This is a genomic window from Buttiauxella sp. A111 (genome assembly GCF_014189855.1).
GTDB classification, from domain to species: domain Bacteria; phylum Pseudomonadota; class Gammaproteobacteria; order Enterobacterales; family Enterobacteriaceae; genus Buttiauxella; species Buttiauxella selenatireducens.
In genome coordinates this window covers 153,434-174,909 of record NZ_BJFN01000001.1, presented here as the reverse complement: position 1 = coordinate 174,909, position 21,476 = coordinate 153,434, and the positions used below count along the sequence as shown (strand labels likewise).

At 51.8% G+C, this 21,476-nt stretch carries 23 protein-coding genes; 16 read left to right on the top strand and 7 right to left on the bottom strand.

Annotated elements, in window-relative coordinates; genetic code table 11:
- Position 1: 1 nt before the first annotated feature.
- The 5 genes from BSPA111_RS00755 to BSPA111_RS00735 all read right to left on the bottom strand — a co-directional run bounded on the left by BSPA111_RS00755 (position 2) and on the right by BSPA111_RS00735 (position 5,197).
- Positions 2–124: a DUF2474 domain-containing protein gene (locus tag BSPA111_RS00755; RefSeq protein WP_183269317.1), complete on the bottom strand. Its 123-nt coding sequence runs from the start codon at positions 122–124 to the stop codon at positions 2–4.
- On the bottom strand, positions 124–1,137 hold the full coding sequence (gene cydB, locus BSPA111_RS00750; RefSeq protein ID WP_183269316.1) for a cytochrome d ubiquinol oxidase subunit II: 1,014 nt from the start codon (positions 1,135–1,137) through the stop codon (positions 124–126). The genes BSPA111_RS00755 and cydB overlap by 1 nt, the downstream gene beginning before the upstream one ends.
- Positions 1,137–2,537, bottom strand: a complete 1,401-nt coding sequence (locus tag BSPA111_RS00745) for a cytochrome ubiquinol oxidase subunit I (protein WP_183269315.1) — start codon at positions 2,535–2,537, stop codon at positions 1,137–1,139. Before BSPA111_RS00745 ends, cydB begins: the two co-directional genes overlap by 1 nt.
- Positions 2,538–2,686: 149 nt before the next feature.
- The gene (locus BSPA111_RS00740; protein WP_183269314.1) at positions 2,687–3,607 is read right to left on the bottom strand and encodes a LysR family transcriptional regulator; all 921 of its coding nucleotides are present in this window, start codon (positions 3,605–3,607) and stop codon (positions 2,687–2,689) included.
- Between the two features lie 36 nt (positions 3,608–3,643).
- On the bottom strand, positions 3,644–5,197 hold the full coding sequence (locus BSPA111_RS00735) for an MFS transporter (protein ID WP_183269313.1): 1,554 nt from the start codon (positions 5,195–5,197) through the stop codon (positions 3,644–3,646).
- A gap of 248 nt (positions 5,198–5,445) precedes the next feature.
- On the opposite strand from BSPA111_RS00735, the gene BSPA111_RS00730 reads away from it, so the two are divergent.
- Positions 5,446–6,858, top strand: a complete 1,413-nt coding sequence (locus BSPA111_RS00730) for a PLP-dependent aminotransferase family protein (protein ID WP_183269312.1) — start codon at positions 5,446–5,448, stop codon at positions 6,856–6,858.
- A gap of 2 nt (positions 6,859–6,860) precedes the next feature.
- Positions 6,861–7,397, top strand: a complete 537-nt coding sequence (locus BSPA111_RS00725) for a GNAT family N-acetyltransferase (RefSeq protein WP_183269311.1) — start codon at positions 6,861–6,863, stop codon at positions 7,395–7,397.
- On the opposite strand, the gene BSPA111_RS00720 is transcribed toward BSPA111_RS00725, so the two are convergent.
- Positions 7,394–8,131 (bottom strand): IclR family transcriptional regulator C-terminal domain-containing protein, encoded by a 738-nt coding sequence (locus BSPA111_RS00720; protein ID WP_255459236.1) that lies wholly within the window; start codon positions 8,129–8,131, stop codon positions 7,394–7,396. The two genes, BSPA111_RS00725 and BSPA111_RS00720, sit on opposite strands and share 4 nt — an antisense overlap.
- 365 nt (positions 8,132–8,496) lie before the next feature.
- Here BSPA111_RS00720 and BSPA111_RS00715 point away from each other — a divergent pair, with 365 nt between their 5' ends.
- The 9 genes from BSPA111_RS00715 (at position 8,497) to BSPA111_RS00675 (ending at position 15,378) form a co-directional block, all read left to right on the top strand.
- On the top strand, positions 8,497–9,615 hold the full coding sequence (locus BSPA111_RS00715) for a muconate cycloisomerase family protein (protein ID WP_183269309.1): 1,119 nt from the start codon (positions 8,497–8,499) through the stop codon (positions 9,613–9,615).
- Positions 9,616–9,625: 10 nt separating this feature from the next.
- Positions 9,626–9,916 carry a muconolactone Delta-isomerase gene (catC, locus tag BSPA111_RS00710; protein ID WP_183269308.1) on the top strand — a complete coding sequence of 97 codons (291 nt, stop codon included), beginning with the start codon at positions 9,626–9,628 and terminating at the stop codon, positions 9,914–9,916.
- 67 nt (positions 9,917–9,983) lie between these two features.
- Positions 9,984–10,910: a catechol 1,2-dioxygenase gene (catA, locus tag BSPA111_RS00705; protein ID WP_183269307.1), complete on the top strand. Its 927-nt coding sequence runs from the start codon at positions 9,984–9,986 to the stop codon at positions 10,908–10,910.
- 81 nt (positions 10,911–10,991) lie between these two features.
- On the top strand, positions 10,992–12,377 hold the full coding sequence (locus BSPA111_RS00700; RefSeq protein WP_183269306.1) for a Rieske 2Fe-2S domain-containing protein: 1,386 nt from the start codon (positions 10,992–10,994) through the stop codon (positions 12,375–12,377).
- Positions 12,374–12,862, top strand: coding sequence for a benzoate 1,2-dioxygenase small subunit (gene benB, locus BSPA111_RS00695; protein WP_183269305.1), 489 nt, complete (start codon positions 12,374–12,376; stop codon positions 12,860–12,862). The genes BSPA111_RS00700 and benB overlap by 4 nt, the downstream gene beginning before the upstream one ends.
- Before the next feature lie 14 nt (positions 12,863–12,876).
- A complete protein-coding gene (gene benC, locus BSPA111_RS00690; RefSeq protein WP_183269304.1) occupies positions 12,877–13,905 on the top strand; it encodes a benzoate 1,2-dioxygenase electron transfer component BenC in 1,029 nt (342 codons plus the stop codon).
- A gap of 9 nt (positions 13,906–13,914) precedes the next feature.
- On the top strand, positions 13,915–14,688 hold the full coding sequence (benD, locus tag BSPA111_RS00685; protein ID WP_183269303.1) for a benzoate diol dehydrogenase BenD: 774 nt from the start codon (positions 13,915–13,917) through the stop codon (positions 14,686–14,688).
- Positions 14,689–14,831: 143 nt separating this feature from the next.
- Positions 14,832–15,077, top strand: a complete 246-nt coding sequence (locus BSPA111_RS00680; protein WP_183269302.1) for a hypothetical protein — start codon at positions 14,832–14,834, stop codon at positions 15,075–15,077.
- Positions 15,037–15,378, top strand: a complete 342-nt coding sequence (locus BSPA111_RS00675) for a type II toxin-antitoxin system RelE/ParE family toxin (RefSeq protein WP_183269301.1) — start codon at positions 15,037–15,039, stop codon at positions 15,376–15,378. Before BSPA111_RS00680 ends, BSPA111_RS00675 begins: the two co-directional genes overlap by 41 nt.
- A gap of 35 nt (positions 15,379–15,413) precedes the next feature.
- On the opposite strand, the gene BSPA111_RS00670 is transcribed toward BSPA111_RS00675, so the two are convergent.
- A complete protein-coding gene (locus BSPA111_RS00670; RefSeq protein ID WP_183269300.1) occupies positions 15,414–15,800 on the bottom strand; it encodes a VOC family protein in 387 nt (128 codons plus the stop codon).
- A gap of 303 nt (positions 15,801–16,103) precedes the next feature.
- Between BSPA111_RS00670 and ydcS the strand changes: the two genes are divergently transcribed.
- From ydcS to patD, 5 genes are read left to right on the top strand one after another with little or no spacing between them, the layout of a single operon-like run.
- Complete coding sequence (gene ydcS / locus BSPA111_RS00665; protein WP_183269299.1) at positions 16,104–17,249, top strand: putative ABC transporter substrate-binding protein YdcS; 1,146 nt, start codon at positions 16,104–16,106, stop codon at positions 17,247–17,249.
- Between the two features lie 13 nt (positions 17,250–17,262).
- Positions 17,263–18,288, top strand: a complete 1,026-nt coding sequence (locus BSPA111_RS00660; protein ID WP_183269298.1) for an ABC transporter ATP-binding protein — start codon at positions 17,263–17,265, stop codon at positions 18,286–18,288.
- A gap of 7 nt (positions 18,289–18,295) precedes the next feature.
- Complete coding sequence (locus BSPA111_RS00655; RefSeq protein ID WP_183269297.1) at positions 18,296–19,234, top strand: ABC transporter permease; 939 nt, start codon at positions 18,296–18,298, stop codon at positions 19,232–19,234.
- Complete coding sequence (locus tag BSPA111_RS00650; RefSeq protein WP_183269296.1) at positions 19,224–20,030, top strand: ABC transporter permease; 807 nt, start codon at positions 19,224–19,226, stop codon at positions 20,028–20,030. The genes BSPA111_RS00655 and BSPA111_RS00650 overlap by 11 nt, the downstream gene beginning before the upstream one ends.
- An 18-nt stretch (positions 20,031–20,048) precedes the next feature.
- Complete coding sequence (gene patD / locus BSPA111_RS00645; protein WP_183269295.1) at positions 20,049–21,473, top strand: aminobutyraldehyde dehydrogenase; 1,425 nt, start codon at positions 20,049–20,051, stop codon at positions 21,471–21,473.
- Positions 21,474–21,476: the final 3 nt, after the last annotated feature.

Here is a 21,476-nt window from a genome sequence, read left to right as displayed (position 1 = left end):
GTTAAGAGCGGAAACCGGCTGCATTCATCAGCAGCCGAAAACCCATCCCAACGGCGGTCAGTGCTAAAACACTGCCGCCCCACAACACTACCATCCACATCAAACGCATACCCGTCTGTTTCATCAGTGATACCCCTCACCATGCTGTACTTTTCCGCGGAAAACGTAATAACTCCAGAAGGTGTAAACCAAAATAATCGGGATGATAAACAGCGCACCCACCAGCATAAATCCCTGGCTTTGCGGCGGTGCAGCAGCCTGCCAAAGTGTAATTGACGGCGGGATCAGATACGGCCAAATGCTGATACCCAACCCGCTAAAGCCGAGGAAAATCAACCCCAATGTCAGCAAAAAAGGTGTGCTGTGCCAGCTGTTTTCGCGACCCACTGACGACCATATCAAGGCGCTGCACACCAGCACCAGTAACGGCACCGGCAACAGGAAGTAAAGATTCGGCAGGCTAAACCAGCGTGTTGCAATTTGCGGATGTGCAAGTGGCGTCCAGATACTGATAACCGCGATGATCACAAGCATCACAATCAGCAGTGGCTTCATCAGTTTACGCATGGTTTTGAGCAGAGGATCTTCACTTTTCATCACCAGCCAACTGGCGCCCAGCAGCGCATAGGCCACCACCAGACCGATGCCGCAGAACAGATTAAACGGCGTTATCCAGTCGAGCTGCGAGCCGCTAAAAGCACGCCCGGTGACCGGAAAACCAGAGATAACCGCGCCAACCACAATGCCCTGGCAAAATGTCGCGACGATTGAGCCACCGATAAACGCCTTATCCCAGAAGGGGCGATGCCCAGGCGTGGCTTTAAAGCGGAACTCAAAGGCCACACCTCGGAAGATTAGCCCAAGCAGCATTAGCGTCAGTGGAATCGTTAACGCATCGACAATCACCGCGTAAGCCAGCGGGAAGGCGCCGAACAAGGCCGCACCGCCTAACACCAACCAGGTTTCATTGCCGTCCCACACAGGCGCGACACTGTTGACCATGACATCGCGATCTTCTGCATCACGGACAAACGGGAACAGGATACCGATACCGAGATCAAAACCGTCCATCACGATGTACATCAGGGTGGAAAATACAATAATCACAAACCAAATGACTGACAGATCAACGCCCATTAGCGTAACTCCTCGGTGGTTTCTGATACCGCTGAAAGCGGGCGAGAAGGGGTACCGTGTGCTGGCGGCGTGTCGTCATTAAACGGCTGCGGGCCTTTTTTGATTTGGCGAATCATATAGCTGTAGCCCACGCCAAACACCGACATGTACACCACAAAGAAGGTCAACAGACTGATGCTCATCTGCAAATTTCCATGCGCTGAAACCGCATCTTTGGTGCGCAGCAAGCCATACACCACCCACGGTTGGCGGCCAACTTCCGTGGTCACCCAACCGGCAAGAATGGCAATCAGCCCGGACGGACCCATCCACAACATAAATTTCAGGAACGGGCGGCTGTCATACAAACGGTCGCGATAACGCAACCACAAGCTGAACACGCCAGCCAGAATCATCAGCATGCCAAGCCCCGCCATAATGCGGAATGACCAGAACACCATGGTGGAATTTGGCCGGTCTTCTTTCGGGAACTCTTTAAGCGCCGGGACTTGTTTATCCAGACTATGGGTGAGGATCAGGCTGCCGAGCGCCGGGATTTCCAGCCCGTAACGCGTGCGTTCTTGCTCCATATCTGGCCAGCCAAACAGCAAAAGTGGCGTGGGTTCGCCTGGTATATTTTCCCAGTGCCCTTCAATAGCGGCAATTTTCGCAGGTTGATGCTTCAGGGTATTCAGGCCATGCATGTCACCAATCATCGCCTGTAACGGGGCGACGATTAACGCCATCCATAAGGCCATCGAAAACATCGTTTTAATCGCCGGAGTTTTATTACCGCGCAACAAATGCCAGGCCGCAGAGGCCCCAACAAAAAACGCACTACTCAGAAATGCCGCCACCGTCATATGCAACAGGCGATAAGGGAATGACGGGTTAAATATCACCGCGAACCAGTCGACCGGTACCACCTGCCCATTGAGGATTTCAAACCCTTGCGGTGTCTGCATCCAGCTATTGGACGCCAGGATCCAGAAAGTGGACATCAACGTGCCCAGCGCGACCATACAAGTAGCAAAGAAATGCAGCCCAGGCCCCACGCGCTTCCAGCCAAATAGCATGACGCCAAGGAAACCAGCTTCCAGGAAAAAGGCCGTCAGGACTTCATAAGTCAGTAGCGGCCCGGTAATGCTGCCCGCAAACTGCGAAAAACCGCTCCAGTTGGTGCCAAACTGATACGCCATCACCAGGCCGGACACCACGCCCATGCCAAAGTTAACGGCGAATATCTTCGACCAAAAATCGTAAAGCGAGCGATAAACGGGATTTTTTGATTTCAGCCACAACCCTTCAAGCACCGCCAGATAACTGGCAAGCCCAATGGTGATGGCCGGGAAAATAATATGGAAGGAGACCGTAAAAGCGAATTGGATCCTTGCCAGATGAAAAGCGTCTAAATCGAACATGCAGTACTCCGCATAAATATTTATTCGATTCGATTGTAAGCCGCGCCACATCTGGGTTGTAGGAACAGACTGCCACCATAAAGCTATAACAGTTTTAGTCTTCCTGGAGTTCTTCCCCAAAAAGGTATGAATGAATTTTGGATTTCACATCAACTTTTAAGGTTGTTCTCCAGGGTTCCAGGAAGGTGTTCCACTAAATAGTCCAGGAAGGCGCGTACGGCTCGGTTCATATGCTTTCTACTTGGGAAGACGGCATGAATAATGTGATTGTGCGTGGACCACTCTGGCAAAACATGCACCAGTTTCCCTTCTGAAACAGCCTGGCTGGAGATGGATTTTGGAATTAATCCAATACCAATCCCCTGAATGGCGGCTTCAAGTTGCACTCTTGGGTTGAGGCAAAACAGTACCGGCCGATGTTTAATCGTAACGACTTGCCGCTGTGCGTTTTCCAGTTCCCATTTAAGCTCGCCTTCTTCTCTGTCCATTACTGAGCTGATAGTGCTCATATTTGCCAGTTGTTTGAGCGTTTCAGGAAGGCCTTCTCTGGCGAGAAACGCCGGGCTGGCAACTAATTTTAAATGGCTAGTTGCCAGTGTTCGAACAATCAAACCTGGCTCGCTATCAATTAAACGGTGCGCACGAAGCGCAAGATCGATTCGTTCTTCTATCACCTGCACAGGGCGGTCCGTCGCATCAAGATAAACCTGAATCAGAGGAAATGCGGACATAAATCCAGGAAGAATCGGTGCGAGATGATACTGCGCCAGCACTGATGGGCTGCTAATGCGGATGACGCCAGAGGGCTGAGTCACGTGATTGGACAGCGAGTCATACGCCGCATTTCCTTCTTTGACCATCTCCGCAGCATGCCCATACAATAATCTACCCGCCTCGGTCAGTGCGAAACTACGAGTACTGCGCTGGATAAGCCTGACTTTAAGGCGATCTTCCAGATGGGCCACACGGCGACTCAGCAATGATTTGGTTATTCCGGAAACTTTTTCCGCGCGGGTAAAACCGCAGTGTTCTGCAATAAGATAAAAATAGTAAAGATCGTTAAAGTCCATTCGCAGCCACCTGATAAAAAAGCCCGGTTAGTATAACTAGCGCATCATTTTCTGGATGCCCATTATCAGGGCTATGACCAGTCCGCAGCAAAAAATGATGTGATAAAAATCGAGACTGGCAAGGATGATGGCCTGCTGTTTAACCTGTAGGGCAATCCAGGCTAACGCCATATCGTTCGCCTGCGAAGTGCCAACACTGTTGGCATAGATCTGGCTAACTTTAGCGAGCGTTTCCCGATAAGCTGGATTGTAAGGCGTGATAAACGTATTGAGTATGCTGAAGTGCAGCGTCTCCCGCCATTGCATGCCGACCGTCGCAATACTGATCCCTAATGCTGTGGAAAACTGGGCTGCCATGTTTTTAATCTGGTTGGCGTGGGAAAACACGGTTTCGTTGTGCTGAACTTCCCGAAAGGTTTGCATGGCAGTTGTCGCCATCACCATCATGATAAAGACGCCGTTAAACAGCAATGCAGGGAGAATATTACCGATTAAACTGGCATTCGGTGCCAGCTCACTCATTAATCCTGCATAAACCGCCAACGACAAAAATCCCGCTACAAAAAATTTCTTCGCCCCTGGTCGCTTGGGCAAAACCAGGCTCATGCCCAACCATACCACCAGTGCTGATGACAGCCCAACCGAATACCAGGTACCAATTGAATTCCAGCTATAGCCCATTCCACCTTGTAAAAGTTGCGGAATAAGATAGTTATTAAGGCCAATCATCAGATAGCAAAACGAGAAAAGAATAATCCCCACCATATAATGGCGGTTTGAAAACAGCTCTTTCACCATCAACAACGGAACACCGTTAAAACGCACCATACTGGAGAAAAAGTAATACAACGCACTCAATCCGGTGATGGCAATAATGCACAGAATCAGCAGGTTGCTGTAAAAATTATAGTTAGACTGCTGTAAAACCCACAGCACGGTAAATGCCCCCGCCGAGAGCGATATTAAAAGAAATGGGTGAGACTGGCTTTTTAGCTCGCTGTCGGGGACTTCGTCCGGTAAGCATAGGCTGGCGCTGATAAATGTCACCGCTGCAACGCCAATCAAAATGATAAAAATCCCCGACCAGGTATCGTCACTGACCGCAAGTGAGGCGAGGAAGGGAGCAAGTGCGGTGCCAGCTCCCAGCCCGGTGGCAAAGGCTCTGACACCCGAAAACCGCAGGGGGCTTGGGGGTAAAAGATTGACCATGACTCTGGCACCAGTAAGAAACGAAGCACCGCCGATAGCCATCAAAATGCGTCCAACAAGAAAGCTGGAGTAGGTCTGACTTTGTGAACAAACCCCCGAGCCGATGCAAAATATAAAGAGCGAAACAGCAATGTAGAACCGCCATCCGGTTCGTTCAACAATCCAGCGCTGCTTCGAGATCATGACAATAGCAACGCAAGCATAACTGGCGATAGTGAAGCTGTATTCCTGAGGCGATGTGCCGGTTTCGCCCAGAATGGGGCCGGATGCGAAGGCCACCATACCCGCCTGAAGCAGCTCAATAAACGTCAGAAGAAAGATCGTCAGCAGGAGAAGTTTTTGTTTACCGGGAGAAGTCATGTACCAGGATTGGGTCGTCATTTTGTGTGAATGGCCAAGCGATAACTACAGTGTCGAAGCATAATCACATCGTAAATTCACGACAATGGCTAAAAATAAGACAGTTAATCCTGTTTATAGGATAATCAATTTAACGAGGAGGGTAATCCGGTGTGTCACCTTGAGCTGAAACAGAAAGGCGTTTTTTAACTATAACAGTTGATGAATATCGCGTATTTTTAGGTAGCTGATATACCCCGTCATACTTAGACTAAAAACACCGGTTAACCATGAAAAAATACCAACAACTTGCGCAGCAAATCATTGACCAAATTGCTCTTGGCGCGTGGCTGCCGGGGGATAAATTGCCCTCATTGCGCGAGCAGGTAACCATGAGTGGCATGAGTTTTATGACCGTCAGCCATGCTTATCAAACGCTGGAAAGTCAGGGCGTGATTGTTGCGAGGCCACAATCTGGCTATTACGTCGCTCCCCGACCCGCCGTGCGTAGCGCTCCAGTCCCTGCCAAAGTGACGCGTGACGAATCCGTCGATATCAATACCTACATTTTTGATGTGTTGCAGGCCAGTTGCGACGCAACGGTCGTGCCATTCGGCTCGGCATTCCCTGACCCCCGTTTATTTCCGCTTTCGCAACTGAACCGCTCGCTGGCGACGGTCAGCAAAACTGCGACCGCCATGAGCGTGATTGAAAACTTACCGCCGGGTAACGAAGCCTTGCGACATGCTATCTCCAGGCGTTATGCGCAGCAGGGAATGCAGGTGTCACCAGAGGAGATAGTGATCACTGCGGGTGCACTGGAGGCGCTTAATCTGAGCCTGCAAGCGGTCACCGAACCAGGGGATTGGGTTATTGTTGAAAACCCCTGTTTCTACGGCGCATTACAGGCACTGGAACGCTTACGCTTAAAGGCGCTGTCGGTGGCAACCGATCCGGAAAATGGTATTGACCTGGTCGCTCTGGAGCAGGCGCTCAACGACAATCCTGTGAAAGCGTGCTGGTTGATGACCAACAGCCAAAACCCTCTCGGCGTGACACTGTCACCTGCAAAGAAACAACAACTCGTTGCGCTATTACAGCAGCACAATGTCACACTGATTGAAGATGATGTTTACAGTGAATTGTACTTCGGGCGCGAACGCCCATTACCGGCTCGCGCGTATGACGAGCAAGGCATGACATTGCATTGTTCATCCTTTTCAAAATGCCTGGTGGCGGGGTTTCGCATCGGTTGGGTGGCAGCCGGTAAACATGCGCGCCGCATTCAGCAGTTGCAATTAATGAGCACACTTTCCACCAGCTCACCCATGCAACTGGCTCTGGTTGATTATCTGGCGACCAAGCGTTACGACACCCACTTACGTAAACTTCGGCGTGTTCTGGCTGAACGCAAACAGCAAACCTGGCAGGCGTTGCATCAGCATTTCCCCAGCGAGGTAAAGATTCACCACAGTGAAAGCGGCTATTTTCTCTGGGTCGAATTACCGGAATATATGGACGCCAGCATGCTGAGTGAGCAAGCCATTGCCCACAAAATCAGCATTGCACCAGGCAAAATGTTTACCACTGGCGGCGCATGGCATAACTATTTTCGTCTGAATGCCTCCTGGTCTTTAGACGAACGGGAACAACATGCGGTTATTACGCTTGCCAGGTTAATTCGAGAACAAATAAAGGAGTGAACATGGAATACCAGACCGAACGCCTGATTTTACGCCCGTGGAAACACAGTGACCGCGAGCCGTTTGCCGCAATGAACGCCGATCCAGACGTCATGCGTTACTTCCCATCGACGCGCACACGCGAGGAAAGCGACAATATGGTGACGGCGGCTGACCACATCCTCGCCCAGAAAGGCTGGGGCTTATGGGCAGTCGAAGAAAAAAGCAGCGGGGCGTTTATGGGATTTGTTGGCCTGAATATTCCGGGATATGAATTGCCGTTTTCTCCGGTGATTGAAATTGGCTGGCGTCTGGATAAACCGTTTTGGGGCAAAGGTTATGCCCCTGAAGCAGCACGAAAAGCGCTGGAGATCGGTTTCAACCAACACGCAATGGACGAAATCGTCGCCTTTACCGCGCTGGAAAACCTGCAATCACAACGCGTCATGGAAAAAATTGGCATGCGTCGTTGCGAAGAATTCGACCATCCCGCCATCAAGAAAGGCCAGCCGTTGTGCCGGCATGTGCTCTATCGCGTGACAAAAAATCAGATGCGTTAAAGTGACATCGACAAATCTGCCGCCGCGCGTCGTAACGGCGGCAGAATACTGGCGCGAATCTCCGCAACGCTGACTTCGGCCGCCGGTACGCCGACATTCATCGCGGCAACCACTTTTCCGCCACGAGCTAACATGGGTACGGCAACTGACCGCAAACCAATCTCCAGTTGTTGATCGTTAATCGCATAACCCTGGCGACGAGCCCGCGCAATTTCTTCGCGTAACTGCGCAACGCTTGAAACCGTATGTTGGGTGTAGCGCATCAACTTTGCCCGCCCCAGATAAATTTCCAATTCTTCTTCCGGTAAGGCACTCAACAAAACCCGGCCCATTGACGTTGCCCACGCAGGCAGGCGGCTGCCTCGGCCAATATCAATACTCATTAAATTATCGACAGCGGTGCGGGCGATATACAACACGTTGTCACCATCCAGGGTGGCGACAGAACATGAGTGGTTAAGCGTTTTGCTGAGATTATCCAGCGCGGTCTGCGCCACTTTCGCCAGCGGCGTTCCGGCAAGATAAGCAAAGCCTACTGTCAATACACGCGGCAGCAATTCATAGCTACGACCATCCGGGCTGTGGACCATCCCCAACGTGGCAAGGGTGTAAAGACAGCGGCGCACGGCTGCACGGGAAATCTGCGTTTTTTGGCTGAGCTGCGAGATAGTTAGCCTCTGGCGCTGAGGTGTAAAGGCATTGAGCACTTCCAGCCCGCGAGCCAGTGACAGCATAAAGTTGGGGTCTTTTTTAGCAACACATTGAATTTCTTCATTATCACCAGGAATATCATCTTGAATATTATGGTTATTTTGCTTCATATGTTTCCCCTCCAGCCGCTCTGAATTGTCATCAGAATGCGCTAAGCCCGGTTGTCCGGCAATGTTGCCCCGGACAATGTGTGGAATATTCCACCACGATCACAAAACTCTGCCATATAACTGAAACACGTCGATAATCGCACAACAATTCGATTAACGCCGTTGACGCTACGGTGAGGTAACTCCTATTGTCAGAAAACACCGTTTTGTTTGCAGGGGATTGAACCGGCAAACATCTTTAAAAATAAAGGCGTAACCACTGCGCCGACGGGAAGAATATGAGCGCCACGATCGAACATCTCGAAAGCCTGATTGTTGACCTGCCAACGATTCGGCCACACAAACTCTCGATGACCACCATGGGCTGCCAGACGCTGGTTATCTTGCGCCTGACGCGCTCCGACGGAATTATCGGCTTGGGTGAAGCGACCACCATTGGCGGGCTGAGTTATGGCGTCGAAAGCCCGGAAGGGATCAAATCCGCTATTGATACTTATCTTGCCCCGTTACTGAAAGGCCAGCCTGCGGATAACGTCAATAACCTGGTCGCACTGATGAACAAATGCGTGCGCGGCAATACATTCGCGAAATCTGCCATCGAAACAGCACTGTTGGATGCCCAGGGAAAAGCCCTGGGATTACCAGTGAGTGCATTGTTGGGCGGTGCGCTCACTTCGCAACTGCCCGTGCTATGGACGCTGGCAAGCGGTGATACCGCAAAAGACATTGCTGAAGGTAAAAAATTGCTGGCAGAAGGGCGACACAACGCCTTTAAGCTGAAAATAGGCGCACGAGACTTACGCACCGATCTGCAACATACCCGCGCGATCGTTGAAGCTCTCGGATCGCAGGCCAGTATCCGCGTCGATGTTAACCAGGCGTGGGATGCCAGCCAGGCGGTGCGCGGTTGTGCTGAACTCGACGCGATGGGAATTGACTTAATTGAACAGCCCGTTGCCGCGAGCGATCGCGAAAGTCTGGTCCGTTTGAGTCACCGTGGAAATGCAGCCATTCTGGCCGATGAAGCCGTGGCGAGCAGCGAGGATGGGTTTGATATTGCGCGCCGTGGATTTACGGGCGCGTATGCGTTGAAAATTGCTAAATCCGGTGGCCCGGCGAGCGTGTTGCGTCTGGCAAACGTGGCTCAGGCCGCAGGTATTGGGTTATACGGCGGCACGATGCTGGAAGGCACCATTGGCACCGTGGCCTCGTTGCATGCCTGGTCTACGTTGCCACTGGCGTGGGGAACCGAGATGTTCGGCCCGCTGTTGCTCAAAGACGATATTGTGGAAAAGCCGCTGCATTTCGCCAACTGTGGGGTGACCTTGCCACAAACCCCAGGGCTTGGTGTGACGCTTGATGAAGATAAGTTAGCGTATTATCGCCGTAAGGCATAAGGAGAATTGAATGTTATTTAAAGTTGAGATGACGGTAAATATTCCACTTGATATGCCAGTGGAGACTGCCGCTGCAATTAAAGCAAAAGAAAAGGCTTATTCACAGCAGTTACAAAATGAAGGCAAGTGGCGTCATATTTGGCGCGTGGCTGGATTATATTCCAACGTCAGTATTTTTGATGTTAAAGATGCCGAAGAGTTACACAATTTACTTATGGCATTACCGCTTTATCCGTATATGGACATTAAAGTCGACGCATTATGTCGTCATCCGTCATCCATTCGCAATGACGATAAATAATAAAAACTAACCTGAGCCATGCCTTTTTGGGCATGGCTCCCTACAAGTAAGCAATGAGACAATAATTATGACAACTCACTTTGTTCGCCTGCCCGAAGTACAAGCTTTATTAAGAGAAAGTGCTGGTTTAAACGGTGTGGAAGGTGATGAGCGTTTCAAAAATATCGTTCATCGTCTGTTGGAAAATATCTGCACGCTGATTGACGATTTTAATATCACCGAAGAAGAGTTCTGGCATGCGGCAAATTACCTGCATGAATTGGGGGGCCGCCAGGAAGCCGCGTTATTAGCTGCGGGTCTGGGGCTTGAGCACTATCTGGATTTACGCCAGGATGCGCAGGACGCGCACGCGCAGCTTGAATCTGGCACGCCTCGCACTATCGAAGGGCCGTTGTATGTTGCTAACGCGCCGCTGGCTGAAGGCCACACCCGTATGGATGACGGGAAAGATAACGGCAAAACGATGTGGTTGCATGGCACCGTGCGTGACACCAAAGGCAATCCGGTCGCCAATGCGATTGTGGATATCTGGCATGCCAACACCCTGGGGAATTACTCATTCTTCGATCCAAGCCAAAGTGAATATAACCTGCGCCGCCGCATTAAAACCGGCAGTGACGGGCGTTACAGCGTGCAAAGCATCGTTCCGTCAGGCTATGGTTGCCCGCCGGATGGCCCAACGCAGAAGCTGCTTAACCGCCTGGGGCGCCACGGAAATCGCCCGGCACATATTCACTTCTTCGTTTCCGCACCTGGCCACAAACATCTCACCAGTCAAATTAACCTTAATGGGGATAAATATCTGTGGGATGACTTTGCTTTCGCCACCCGTGATGGATTAATTGCCGAACCGGTGACAATTAACGATCCGCAAACCATTAAAGCGCGTAATTTAAGCGGTGAACATACTGAAGTTGAGTTTGATTTTACAATTTGTCCGGCCCATTCCGCTGAAGAAGAAACTCGTATTACCAGACTCCGCGCCAAAGAATAACAACTGTGCCAGCGCAAGCTGGCATTATTCTACGGTAATCCATGCCTGCAAATAAAGTTATCCTCAACGGGAGGTTATGCCATGCAAAAAACACTGGATACGATTAAAAACAAAATCAGCAATGCCTTGATTGTTGATCGTGAGAATGACATTTATCGCTGCAATCGAAATGTATTTATTGATGAGCAATTATTTGAACTGGAAATGAAACATATCTTCGAGGGCAATTGGGTTTATCTGGCACATGAAAGCCAAATTCCTGAGGCTGGAGATTATTTTACTCTCACACTCGGCAGACAACCGGTTGTTATTACGCGTGATAAAAAGAACGAACTGCATGGTTTAATGAATAGCTGCGCCCATCGGGGGGCAATGTTATGCCGCCGAAAAGCGGGCAATAAAAATTCGTTTACCTGCCCATTCCACGGCTGGACGTTCAGTAACAACGGTAAGCTGTTAAAAGCCAAGGATGAAAGTGTCGGTGGCTATCCCGAGTCCTTTAAACAAAATGGTTCCCATGACCTAAAAAAACTGCCTCGTTTTGAGTCATATCGCGGCTTCCTGTTTGGCAGTTTGTCTGACGATGTGCTGCCGCTTGAGGAATACCTCGGCGAAACGCGCAAAATTATTGATTTGATTGTTGATCAGGCACCGAACGGGCTGGAAGTGTTGCAGGGCTCATCCAGCTACATCTATGAAGGCAACTGGAAACTCGGTGCTGAAAACGGTGCGGACGGTTATCACGTCAGCGTCGTGCACTGGAACTATGCGTCGACGATGTCGCGACGAAATTACGAAGCCGAAGGAACTCAGGCCGTGGATGCTAACGGTTGGTCGAAAAGCGTCGGCGGCGGTTATGGTTTTGAACATGGCCACATGCTGTTGTGGACGCGAGCACTGAACCCTGAAGTGCGCCCTGTATTTGCTGAAACCGAGCGGCTGAAAGCCCAGTTTGGCGAAAAGCGGGCTGACCTGATGGTAAACGAAACCCGCAATTTGTGCCTGTATCCTAACGTCTACCTGATGGACCAATTCTCTACGCAAATCCGTGTGATCCGCCCACTTGCCGTTGATAAAACTGAGGTGACGATTTACTGCTTTGCACCGAAGGGGGAAAGCGCCCCGACACGCGCCACGCGCATCAGGCAATACGAAGATTTCTTTAACGTGAGCGGTATGGGGACACCTGACGATCTGGAGGAGTTCCGCTCCTGTCAACAAGGCTACATGGCGCAGAATCTGGAGTGGAGCGATTTAAGCCGCGGCGCAACGCACTGGGTTTATGGGCCGGATGAGCACGCGCAGCAGTCGGGATTCACGCCACAAATCAGCGGGATTCGCTCAGAAGACGAAGCGCTTTACATCGCCCATCACCACCACTGGCAACAAACCATGCTTGCGGCTATCGAAAAAGAGCAAAGCCAGTACGATGCCTCAATAACTCAGCGCGTTGAGGTAGCATCATGAACCTGGATATTCACGCTATCAGCCAATTTCTCTATTACGAAGCCCGTCTGCTTGACGACCGCCAGTGGGACGAATGGTTAAGCTGTTACAGCCCAAAAGTGGTGTACTGGATGCCAGCCTGGGGTGACGATGACAAGCTCACCACCGACCCGCAGAGCCAGATTTCCCTGATTTACTACCCAAGCCGGGATGGGCTCGAAGATCGCGTGTATCGCATCAAGACTGAGCGCTCGGGTGCCAGTACACCAGAACCCCGCACCACGCATATGCTGAGCAATATCGCCATTGTCGGCAGCCACGGCGACAGTGTCGATGTGCGCTACAACTGGGTGACGCATAGCCATCGTTACCAGCAAAGTGGTTATTTCTTTGGCACCACTTTCTGCACGCTGCAACAAACCGACGGCCTGCCGCAGATCACCCGCAAAACCATTCAGCTAAACAATGACTACATCCGCCAGGTTATCGACATCTATCACGTCTGAGAAGAGGAATTGCCATGAGTTTTAACATCGCCCTCAACTTTGAAGATGGGGTCACGCGTTTTATTAGCTGCAACGCCGGCGAGAAGATCCTGGATGCCGCGTATCGTCAGAAGGTGAATCTGCCGATGGATTGCTCCGATGGAGTCTGCGGGACATGCAAGTGCCACTGCGCCAGCGGAGAGTACGCGTTAGGTGAGGATTACCTCGAAGAAGCGCTGTCCGAGGAAGAAACCGAACAACGCCAGGTATTGACCTGCCAGATGGTTCCTCATTCTGACTGCGTGATAGACGTGCCGGTATCCGCATCGGCGTGCAAAACCGGGATCGGCAGTTTTCAGGGCTCCGTCATCCGCTGTAATGCATTGTCACCCAGTGCCATTGAGATGGTGGTTGAGCCAGAAAAGGGTATCGACTTTTTACCCGGGCAATATGTGAATATCCAGGTGCCAGGCACCGCACAAGTACGTGCGTACTCTTTCAGCTCGTTACCCGGCGATACACAAGCCAGTTTCCTGATTCGCAATGTGCCGGACGGCCTGATGAGCACCTGGTTATCGCAGCACGCTAAAGCGGGAGAACCGCTGACATTGACCGGCCCGATGGGCAGTTTCTATTTACGTCCAGTGCAACGACCGATAGTCATGCTGGCGGGTGGCACGGGCCTTGCGCCATTCCTGGCAATGCTGAAAAAACTTGCACAACATCCCGTTAATCAACCGATTACGCTGTTATATGGCGTCACAAAAGAGTGCGATCTTGTGATGACGGAAACGCTGGATGAACTGGCGCGTCAGTTGACGAATTTCAGTTGGCTTCCTGTGGTCACTGATGCGGAATCTGCCTGCGCACAAAAAGGGTTTGTTACCGATCATTTTAACGATGCTTTGCTCAATGAGGGTGATGTGGATGTCTATCTCTGTGGCCCGCCGCCGATGGTTGATGCGGTATTACGGACGTTACAGGAACGTCAGATAACACCAGCAAGTTTCCATTATGAAAAATTTGCCCCAGGCCAGAAAGCCGAGCAGCCTGCGGCTGCATAAGGAGAAAAGATGCGATTCCAGAATAAAGTGGCAGTCATCACTGGCGCGGCGCAAGGTATTGGCCGCCAGGTCGCAGAGCAAATGGCACGCGAAGGCGCGCGTTTGGTGTTAATCGACAGGGCACGATATGTTTTTGAACTGGCAGAAAACCTGCGCCAACAAGGTAGCAATGTGCTGGCGCTGGAAGCCGATCTGGAACAATGGGAGAGCACAAATCACGCCATTGCCCAGGCACATCAACATTTTGGTCAACTGGATATTCTGGTGAATAACGTCGGTGGCACCATCTGGGCGCGCCCGTATGCGGAGTATCAGCCGGAACAAATTGAAGCGGAGATCCGCCGCTCGCTCTTCCCGACTCTTTGGGGATGCCGCGCGGTACTGCCGTATATGCTCAAACAGCAGCGCGGCGCCATTGTGAATGTTTCCTCGGTGGCGACGCGCGGGGTGAACCGTGTGCCGTATTCCGCGGCGAAAGGCGGGGTGAATGCCATTACGCAGTCTCTGGCGATGGAGTACACCGGCAGTGGTATTCGAATCAACGCCACCGCACCAGGAGGAACGGATGCGCCAGCGCGCCTGACACCGCGCAATCAGGAGCAACCCGATGAACAAGAACAGGCGTGGTATCAACAAGTGGTTGATCAAACCAAAGACAGCAGCCTGATGCATCGATACGGCACTCTTGCCGAGCAAGCCAACGCCATTTTGTTTCTGGCAAGTGATGACGCCAGTTACATCACGGGGACTGTTCTTCCGGTTGGCGGAGGTGATTTAGGATAACGAATTATTTTGGGTATAAACGCACCTAAAAAATAGTTCTTGAACACGCCTCGCAAATTTGCGACATTTTGTCGCATTGCGCGATGTTATGCGCGTAGACTTATTCACAACTGAAGGTCACATGGAGGTGATGGAGTATGAACATGGCTATTAGCATACGGTTAGATGACCAGTTTGTAGCGGATGTGAAAATTCACGCCGACGCCTGCAGCCGGAGTGTGCCAAAACAAATAGAGTACTGGGCGAAGATTGGGCAAATCGTTGAAGATAACCCTGATCTGCCGTACAGCTTTATTAAAGAAACGATGTTGGCACAAAGCGAAATGGAAAATGGCAGAGTGCGAAAATATGTCCGCAGAACAAAACGGCAAACCCCTGACAGTCTATGAAACCGCTCGTTTTGGAAAGGCGCTGGAGAAACTGCCAGAGCTTTTCCAGATGCAAGTGGAAGATGAAATTGACAAATTGATCGCGGATCCGGAAATGGGGGAGCGAAAGAAGGGCGACCTCGCTTATTTACGGGTCCATAAGTTCCATCTTAATAACCATTTGGCACTACTGGGTTACTGTTGGCAGGATACGCGCCTTGAGCTCTATCTACTCAGCCTTGGTTCGCATGAAAATTTCTATGAAATGCTCAAGCGACAACGTAAATCAGACTTACGATTAATCGAAACACAGGGCCGCTAATCGGCCCTGATGTTTTTACTTTTTCACGGCCAGCATCACGAAGTAATCTCAATCAGGTTACCGTCTGGGTCGGCAATCACCGCCTCGTAAAAACCGTCCCCCGTCCAACGCGCTTCGTGGACCAGCGCGCCCAGCGGCTTAAGGCTTGCTACCAATTTATCTACTGCTTCGACAGAACCGAGACTAATCGCAATATGCGCCCAGCCGGTGCGGTTATCTTCACGAGCGGGTTTGTCGACAAGGCCTGGCAACGTCATTAATTCCAGCGCCGGGCCACTCGCGAGCGTCACAAAATGGGAGATAAAACCTTCGCGACGCTTTGAGTGGTAGGCCTCACCAATATGCGCGTTGAAATGTTCGCGCCAAAAAGCACAAGCATCCTCGAGGTTATTGGTCCACAGGGCAATATGAGCAACCTGCATTTCTTACCTCCATCCATATGAAATTTCGATAATTGCGTAAATCTGTCTGGCGACACCACCAGTGCATTTACACGCTGTCTACACTAAAAAAATGTCCGGTTATGGTATCGCAGGTGCGTGCTCTCTGGTGCCTTGAAGTCGTGCTTTACTGCGCTGTCTATCACAACCTGGTGAAATTTCCTGTTGCCAGCATGCTTGCCATATTTGCGCAGACTATTGTTTTTCTACGGGGATTTTTTTTGCACTTTCGGCACTGATTCTTCATAGCGTGCCGCCTTTACCTCTCAGACAGGAGTAGCAGCAATGCGTACAAAACAGGCTATATGGTCTCTTTCCACACTCTGTTTGACCGTGCTTTCAGCACAGGCGGCAGGGCTTCCGGACAAACTCGGTGCCGGTGAAGGGCAACTCGATATTATTGCCTGGCCGGGTTACATCGAGCGCGGCGATACCGACAAAGCGTATAACTGGGTAACGGATTTCGAAAAAGAAACCGGCTGTAAGGTCAACGTTAAAACTGCCGCCACGTCCGACGAAATGGTCAGCTTGATGGCGAAGGGCGGTTATGACCTGGTTACCGCTTCGGGTGATGCTTCGTTACGCCTGATTATGGGCAAACGCGTGCAGCCGATTAACACAGCACTGATCCCAAACTGGAAAAACGTCGATCCTCGGCTTGTGAAAGGCTCGTGGTTTAACGTCGACGGCAAAGTGTACGGCACGCCGTATCAGTGGGGGCCAAACCTGCTGATGTACAACACCAAAACCTTCCCAACTCCACCAGACAGCTGGAGTGTGGTGTTCGTCAAACAAAATTTACCTGACGGTAAAACCAACCAGGGCCGCGTGCAGGCCTATGACGGGCCAATCTATATCGCCGATGCCGCGCTGTTCGTGAAAGCCACACAGCCGCAACTGGGCATTGACGACCCCTATCAATTGACGGAAGAACAGTATCAGGCGGTGCTGAAAGTGTTGCGCGATCAACACGGCCTGATTCACCGCTACTGGCATGACACCACCGTTCAAATGAGCGACTTCAAAAACGAAGGTGTAGTGGCGTCCAGCGCCTGGCCGTATCAGGCCAACGCCCTGAAAGGTGAAGGCCAGCCGATTGGTACGGTATTCCCAAAAGAGGGGGTCACAGGCTGGGCGGATACCACCATGCTCCACGCTGAGGCCAAACACATGAACTGTGCCTACAAGTGGATGAACCACTCGCTGACCCCGAAAGTTCAGGGCGATGTGGCGGCGTGGTTTGGCTCTCTGCCGGCGGTGGTTGAAGGGTGTAAAGCCAGTACGTTACTGGGCGACAAAGGCTGCGAAACCAACGGCTTTAATTACTTCGATAAGATCGTGTTCTGGAAAACTCCGGTAGCAGAAGGCGGGAAATTTGTGCCGTACAGTCGCTGGACCCAGGATTACATCGCCATTATGGGTGGCCGTTAAGCCTGGAGGAGTTATGTCGTACGCTGTGCAGTTTCATAATGTCTCGCGCCTTTACGGTGAAGTACGCGCCGTCGATAACGTCTCGATTGATATTGAAGACGGTGAGTTTTTCTCCATGCTCGGGCCATCTGGCTCGGGCAAAACCACCTGCTTACGCTTGATCGCCGGTTTCGAACAGGTCTCTTCCGGCGAAATCGCGATTTTTGGCAAGCCGGCACAAGACGTGCCGCCTTATCAACGCGACGTCAACACCGTTTTCCAGGATTACGCACTGTTCCCGCATATGACGGTGCTGGAAAACGTTGCATACGGGCTGATGGTGAAAGGTGTGGATAAAAAAACGCGGCTCGCCAAAGCGCAGGAAGCGCTTGAGCGCGTGGCACTGGGTTTTGTTCATGCCCGCAAACCATCACAGCTTTCAGGGGGGCAGCGTCAGCGAGTGGCGTTAGCCCGTGCACTGGTGAATCGCCCACGCGTGTTGTTACTCGATGAACCCCTTGGCGCGTTGGATCTCAAACTCCGCGAGCAGATGCAGGGCGAGCTGAAAAACCTCCAGCGCGAGCTGGGCATCACCTTTATTTTCGTCACGCATGACCAAAGTGAAGCGTTATCGATGTCCGATCGTGTGGCGGTGTTCAATAACGGACGTATTGAGCAGGTTGATACACCTCGTCAGCTGTATATGAAGCCGCGCACTGCGTTTGTTGCGAGCTTCGTTGGCACTTCAAACGTGCTGCAACCTGCGCTTTCCGGCAAAGTGTGCGGGGAGGAAACGTTATTTTCCCTGCGCCCTGAGCATATCGTTCTGAGTGATGAACCGAGCCACAGTAACGAAATCCGTGTTAACGGCATGATCCAGGAAATCCACTATCAAGGTGCGGCGACGCGATTTGAACTGCGCCTTGCCGGTGGTGAAAAGCTGTTGGTCAGTGAGGCGAATCCGCAACGTGTTATCAGCGAAGAACGCTATCAAATCGGCCAACAGGTCACCGCAGTTTGGCCCCGTGCGGCGATGGTTGCACTGCAGGGGGAAGGATGAAATGGATATGAGTCTTCCTGCCTCCCATACTGACAACCGCCTGATGCGGCGCGTTGCCACGTTCTTGTGGCAACGCCCGGGATTCTGGCTGGCCTTATTATTGTTGCCGCCACTGCTGTGGTTTGGCGTCATTTATCTTGGCTCATTACTGACGCTGCTGTGGCAAGGGTTTTACACCTTCGATGATTTCACGATGTCGGTCACGCCGGATCTGACGTTCGCAAACATTGCAGCTCTGTTTAACCCGGCGAATTACGACATCATCCTGCGCACCCTGACCATGGCGATTGCGGTAACGCTCGCCAGTGCGGTGTTGGCGTTTCCGATGGCGTACTTTATGGCGCGCTACACGTCCGGCAAGCTTAAAGCGTTTTTCTATATTGCCGTGATGCTGCCGATGTGGGCCAGCTACATTGTTAAGGCTTATGCCTGGACATTGTTGCTCTCACGCGACGGTGTGGCGCAATGGTTCCTGCAAAATATGGGGCTGGAGCCGCTGCTAAATCTGATGCTGACCATTCCGGCCGTCGGCGGCAATACGCTTTCTACTTCCGGGTTTGGGCGCTTTCTGGTGTTTCTCTATATCTGGCTTCCCTTCATGATTTTGCCGATTCAGGCTGCACTTGAACGTTTGCCACCGTCATTGTTACAGGCCTCGGCAGATTTGGGCGCGCGTCCGGCTCAAACCTTCCGACATGTGATTTTGCCTCTGGCGATCCCGGGTGTGGCTGCGGGATCGGTGTTTACGTTTTCGCTGACGCTCGGTGATTTTATAGTGCCGCAACTGGTGGGCCCACCGGGATATTTCATTGGCAACATGGTGTATTCCCAACAGGGGGCGATTGGCAATATGCCGATGGCTGCCGCCTTTACGCTGGTGCCGATTGTTCTGATTGCCATTTATCTTTCACTGGTGAAACGACTGGGGGCTTTCGATGCACTCTGAACGCGCACCGTTATTACTCAAAGTTGCGGCCTGGGGCGGGGTCATCTTCCTGCATTTCCCGCTGCTGATTATTGCGCTTTACGCGTTTAACACAGAAGAAGCGGCTTTTAGTTTTCCTCCCAAAGGGCTGACGCTGCACTGGTTCAGCGTGGCGGCGTCGCGAGGGGATATTCTCGATGCTGTGACGTTGTCACTTAAAATCGCCGCGCTGGCAACTATACTTGCGTTGATACTTGGCACACTTGCCGCCGCAGCATTATGGCGACGCGAATTCTTTGGCAAAAATGCCATCTCATTGCTGCTGCTGTTACCCATCGCGTTACCGGGAATCATTACGGGTATCGCGTTATTAACGGCGTTCAAGATGATGAACTTTGAGCCAGGTTTTCTGACCATTGTGGTCGGCCATGCCACATTTTGCGTCGTGATTGTGTTTAACAACGTCATCGCCCGTTTCCGTCGTACCTCATACAGCTTGATTGAAGCGTCGATGGATTTGGGGGCCGACGGCTGGCAGACCTTCCGCTACGTCATTTTACCCAATCTGGGGTCGGCGTTATTAGCCGGGGGCATGCTGGCGTTCGCGCTGTCATTTGATGAAATTATTGTCACCACCTTTACGGCCGGGCATGAGCGCACGCTGCCGTTGTGGTTACTCAATCAACTTGGGCGGCCGCGTGAAGTTCCGGTCACCAATGTGGTGGCATTAATGGTGATGCTGATGACCACCATTCCGATTCTAGGGGCGTACTGGCTGAGCCGTGGCGGAGATGAAGTTGCGGGCAGCGGTAAATAACGTTGAGAAGGTATCACTATGCAAAGCAAATTATTAATTAACGGCCAATTAGTGGACGGCCAGGGCGAGAAATTACCTGTCTACAATCCGGCAACGGGAGAAGTGCTGCTCGAGATTGCCGAAGCCACGCCGAGCCAGGTTAATGAAGCGGTACTGGCTGCGGATAACGCATTCGCCACCTGGGGACAAACCACACCGAAAGAGCGTGCGGAACATCTGCTAAAACTGGCTGACGTTATCGAACAACATAGTGACGTGTTTGCTCGTCTTGAATCCCTTAACTGCGGTAAGCCTTTCCATTGCGTGTTAAATGATGAAATTCCAGCGGTAGTGGATGTGTTCCGCTTTTTTGCGGGTGCAAGCCGTTGCCTGAATGGGCTGGCTGCGGGTGAATATCTCAGTGGCCATACGTCGATGGTCCGTCGTGATCCCGTAGGTGTAGTGGCGTCTATCGCTCCGTGGAACTACCCGTTGATGATGGCGGCCTGGAAACTCGGCCCGGCACTTGCCGCCGGGAACTGCGTGGTTATCAAACCGTCCGAAATCACGCCTCTCACGGCCTTCAAACTCGCGGAACTGGCGAAGGATATTTTCCCTGCGGGTGTGGTGAACGTGCTGTTTGGGCGCGGGCAGACGGTCGGCGATGTGCTGACCGGTCACACAAAAGTGCGCATGGTGTCGTTAACCGGCTCGATTGCGACTGGCGAACATATTATCAGCCATACTGCACCGTCGATTAAACGCACCCATATGGAGTTGGGCGGCAAAGCACCGGTCATTGTCTTTGATGATGCAGACCTTGATGCGGTGGTAGAAGGTGTGCGTACTTTTGGTTATTACAACGCAGGTCAGGACTGTACTGCGGCATGTCGGATATACGCGCAAAAAGGAGTTTACGACAGGCTGGTTGAAAAACTGGGTGAAGCGGTCAGCAGCCTGAAATACGGTGCACCTGAAGAGGAATCCACCGAACTCGGGCCGTTGAGTTCTGCCGCACACCTTGAGCGAGTCAGTAACGCGGTGAATGCCGCCAAAGCGCTGCCACATGTCAAAGTGGTGACCGGTGGAGCCAAAGTAGAAGGGCCAGGATATTACTTCCAGCCAACGCTGCTTGCGGGTGCGAAGCAGGAGGATGACATTGTGCAGAAAGAGGTGTTTGGCCCGGTCGTCAGCGTCACGGTGTTTGATGACGAAGAGCAGGTGCTGGGCTGGGCTAACGATTCCAGCTACGGTCTGGCGTCTTCTGTCTGGACAAAAGATGTTGGCCGCGCCCACCGCCTTAGCGCACGTTTACAGTATGGCTGTACGTGGGTGAATACCCATTTCATGCTGGTGAGTGAAATGCCACACGGCGGGCAAAAACTGTCGGGTTATGGCAAAGATATGTCGCTGTTCGGCCTGGAAGATTACACCGTGATTCGGCATGTGATGATTAAGCATTAGCGG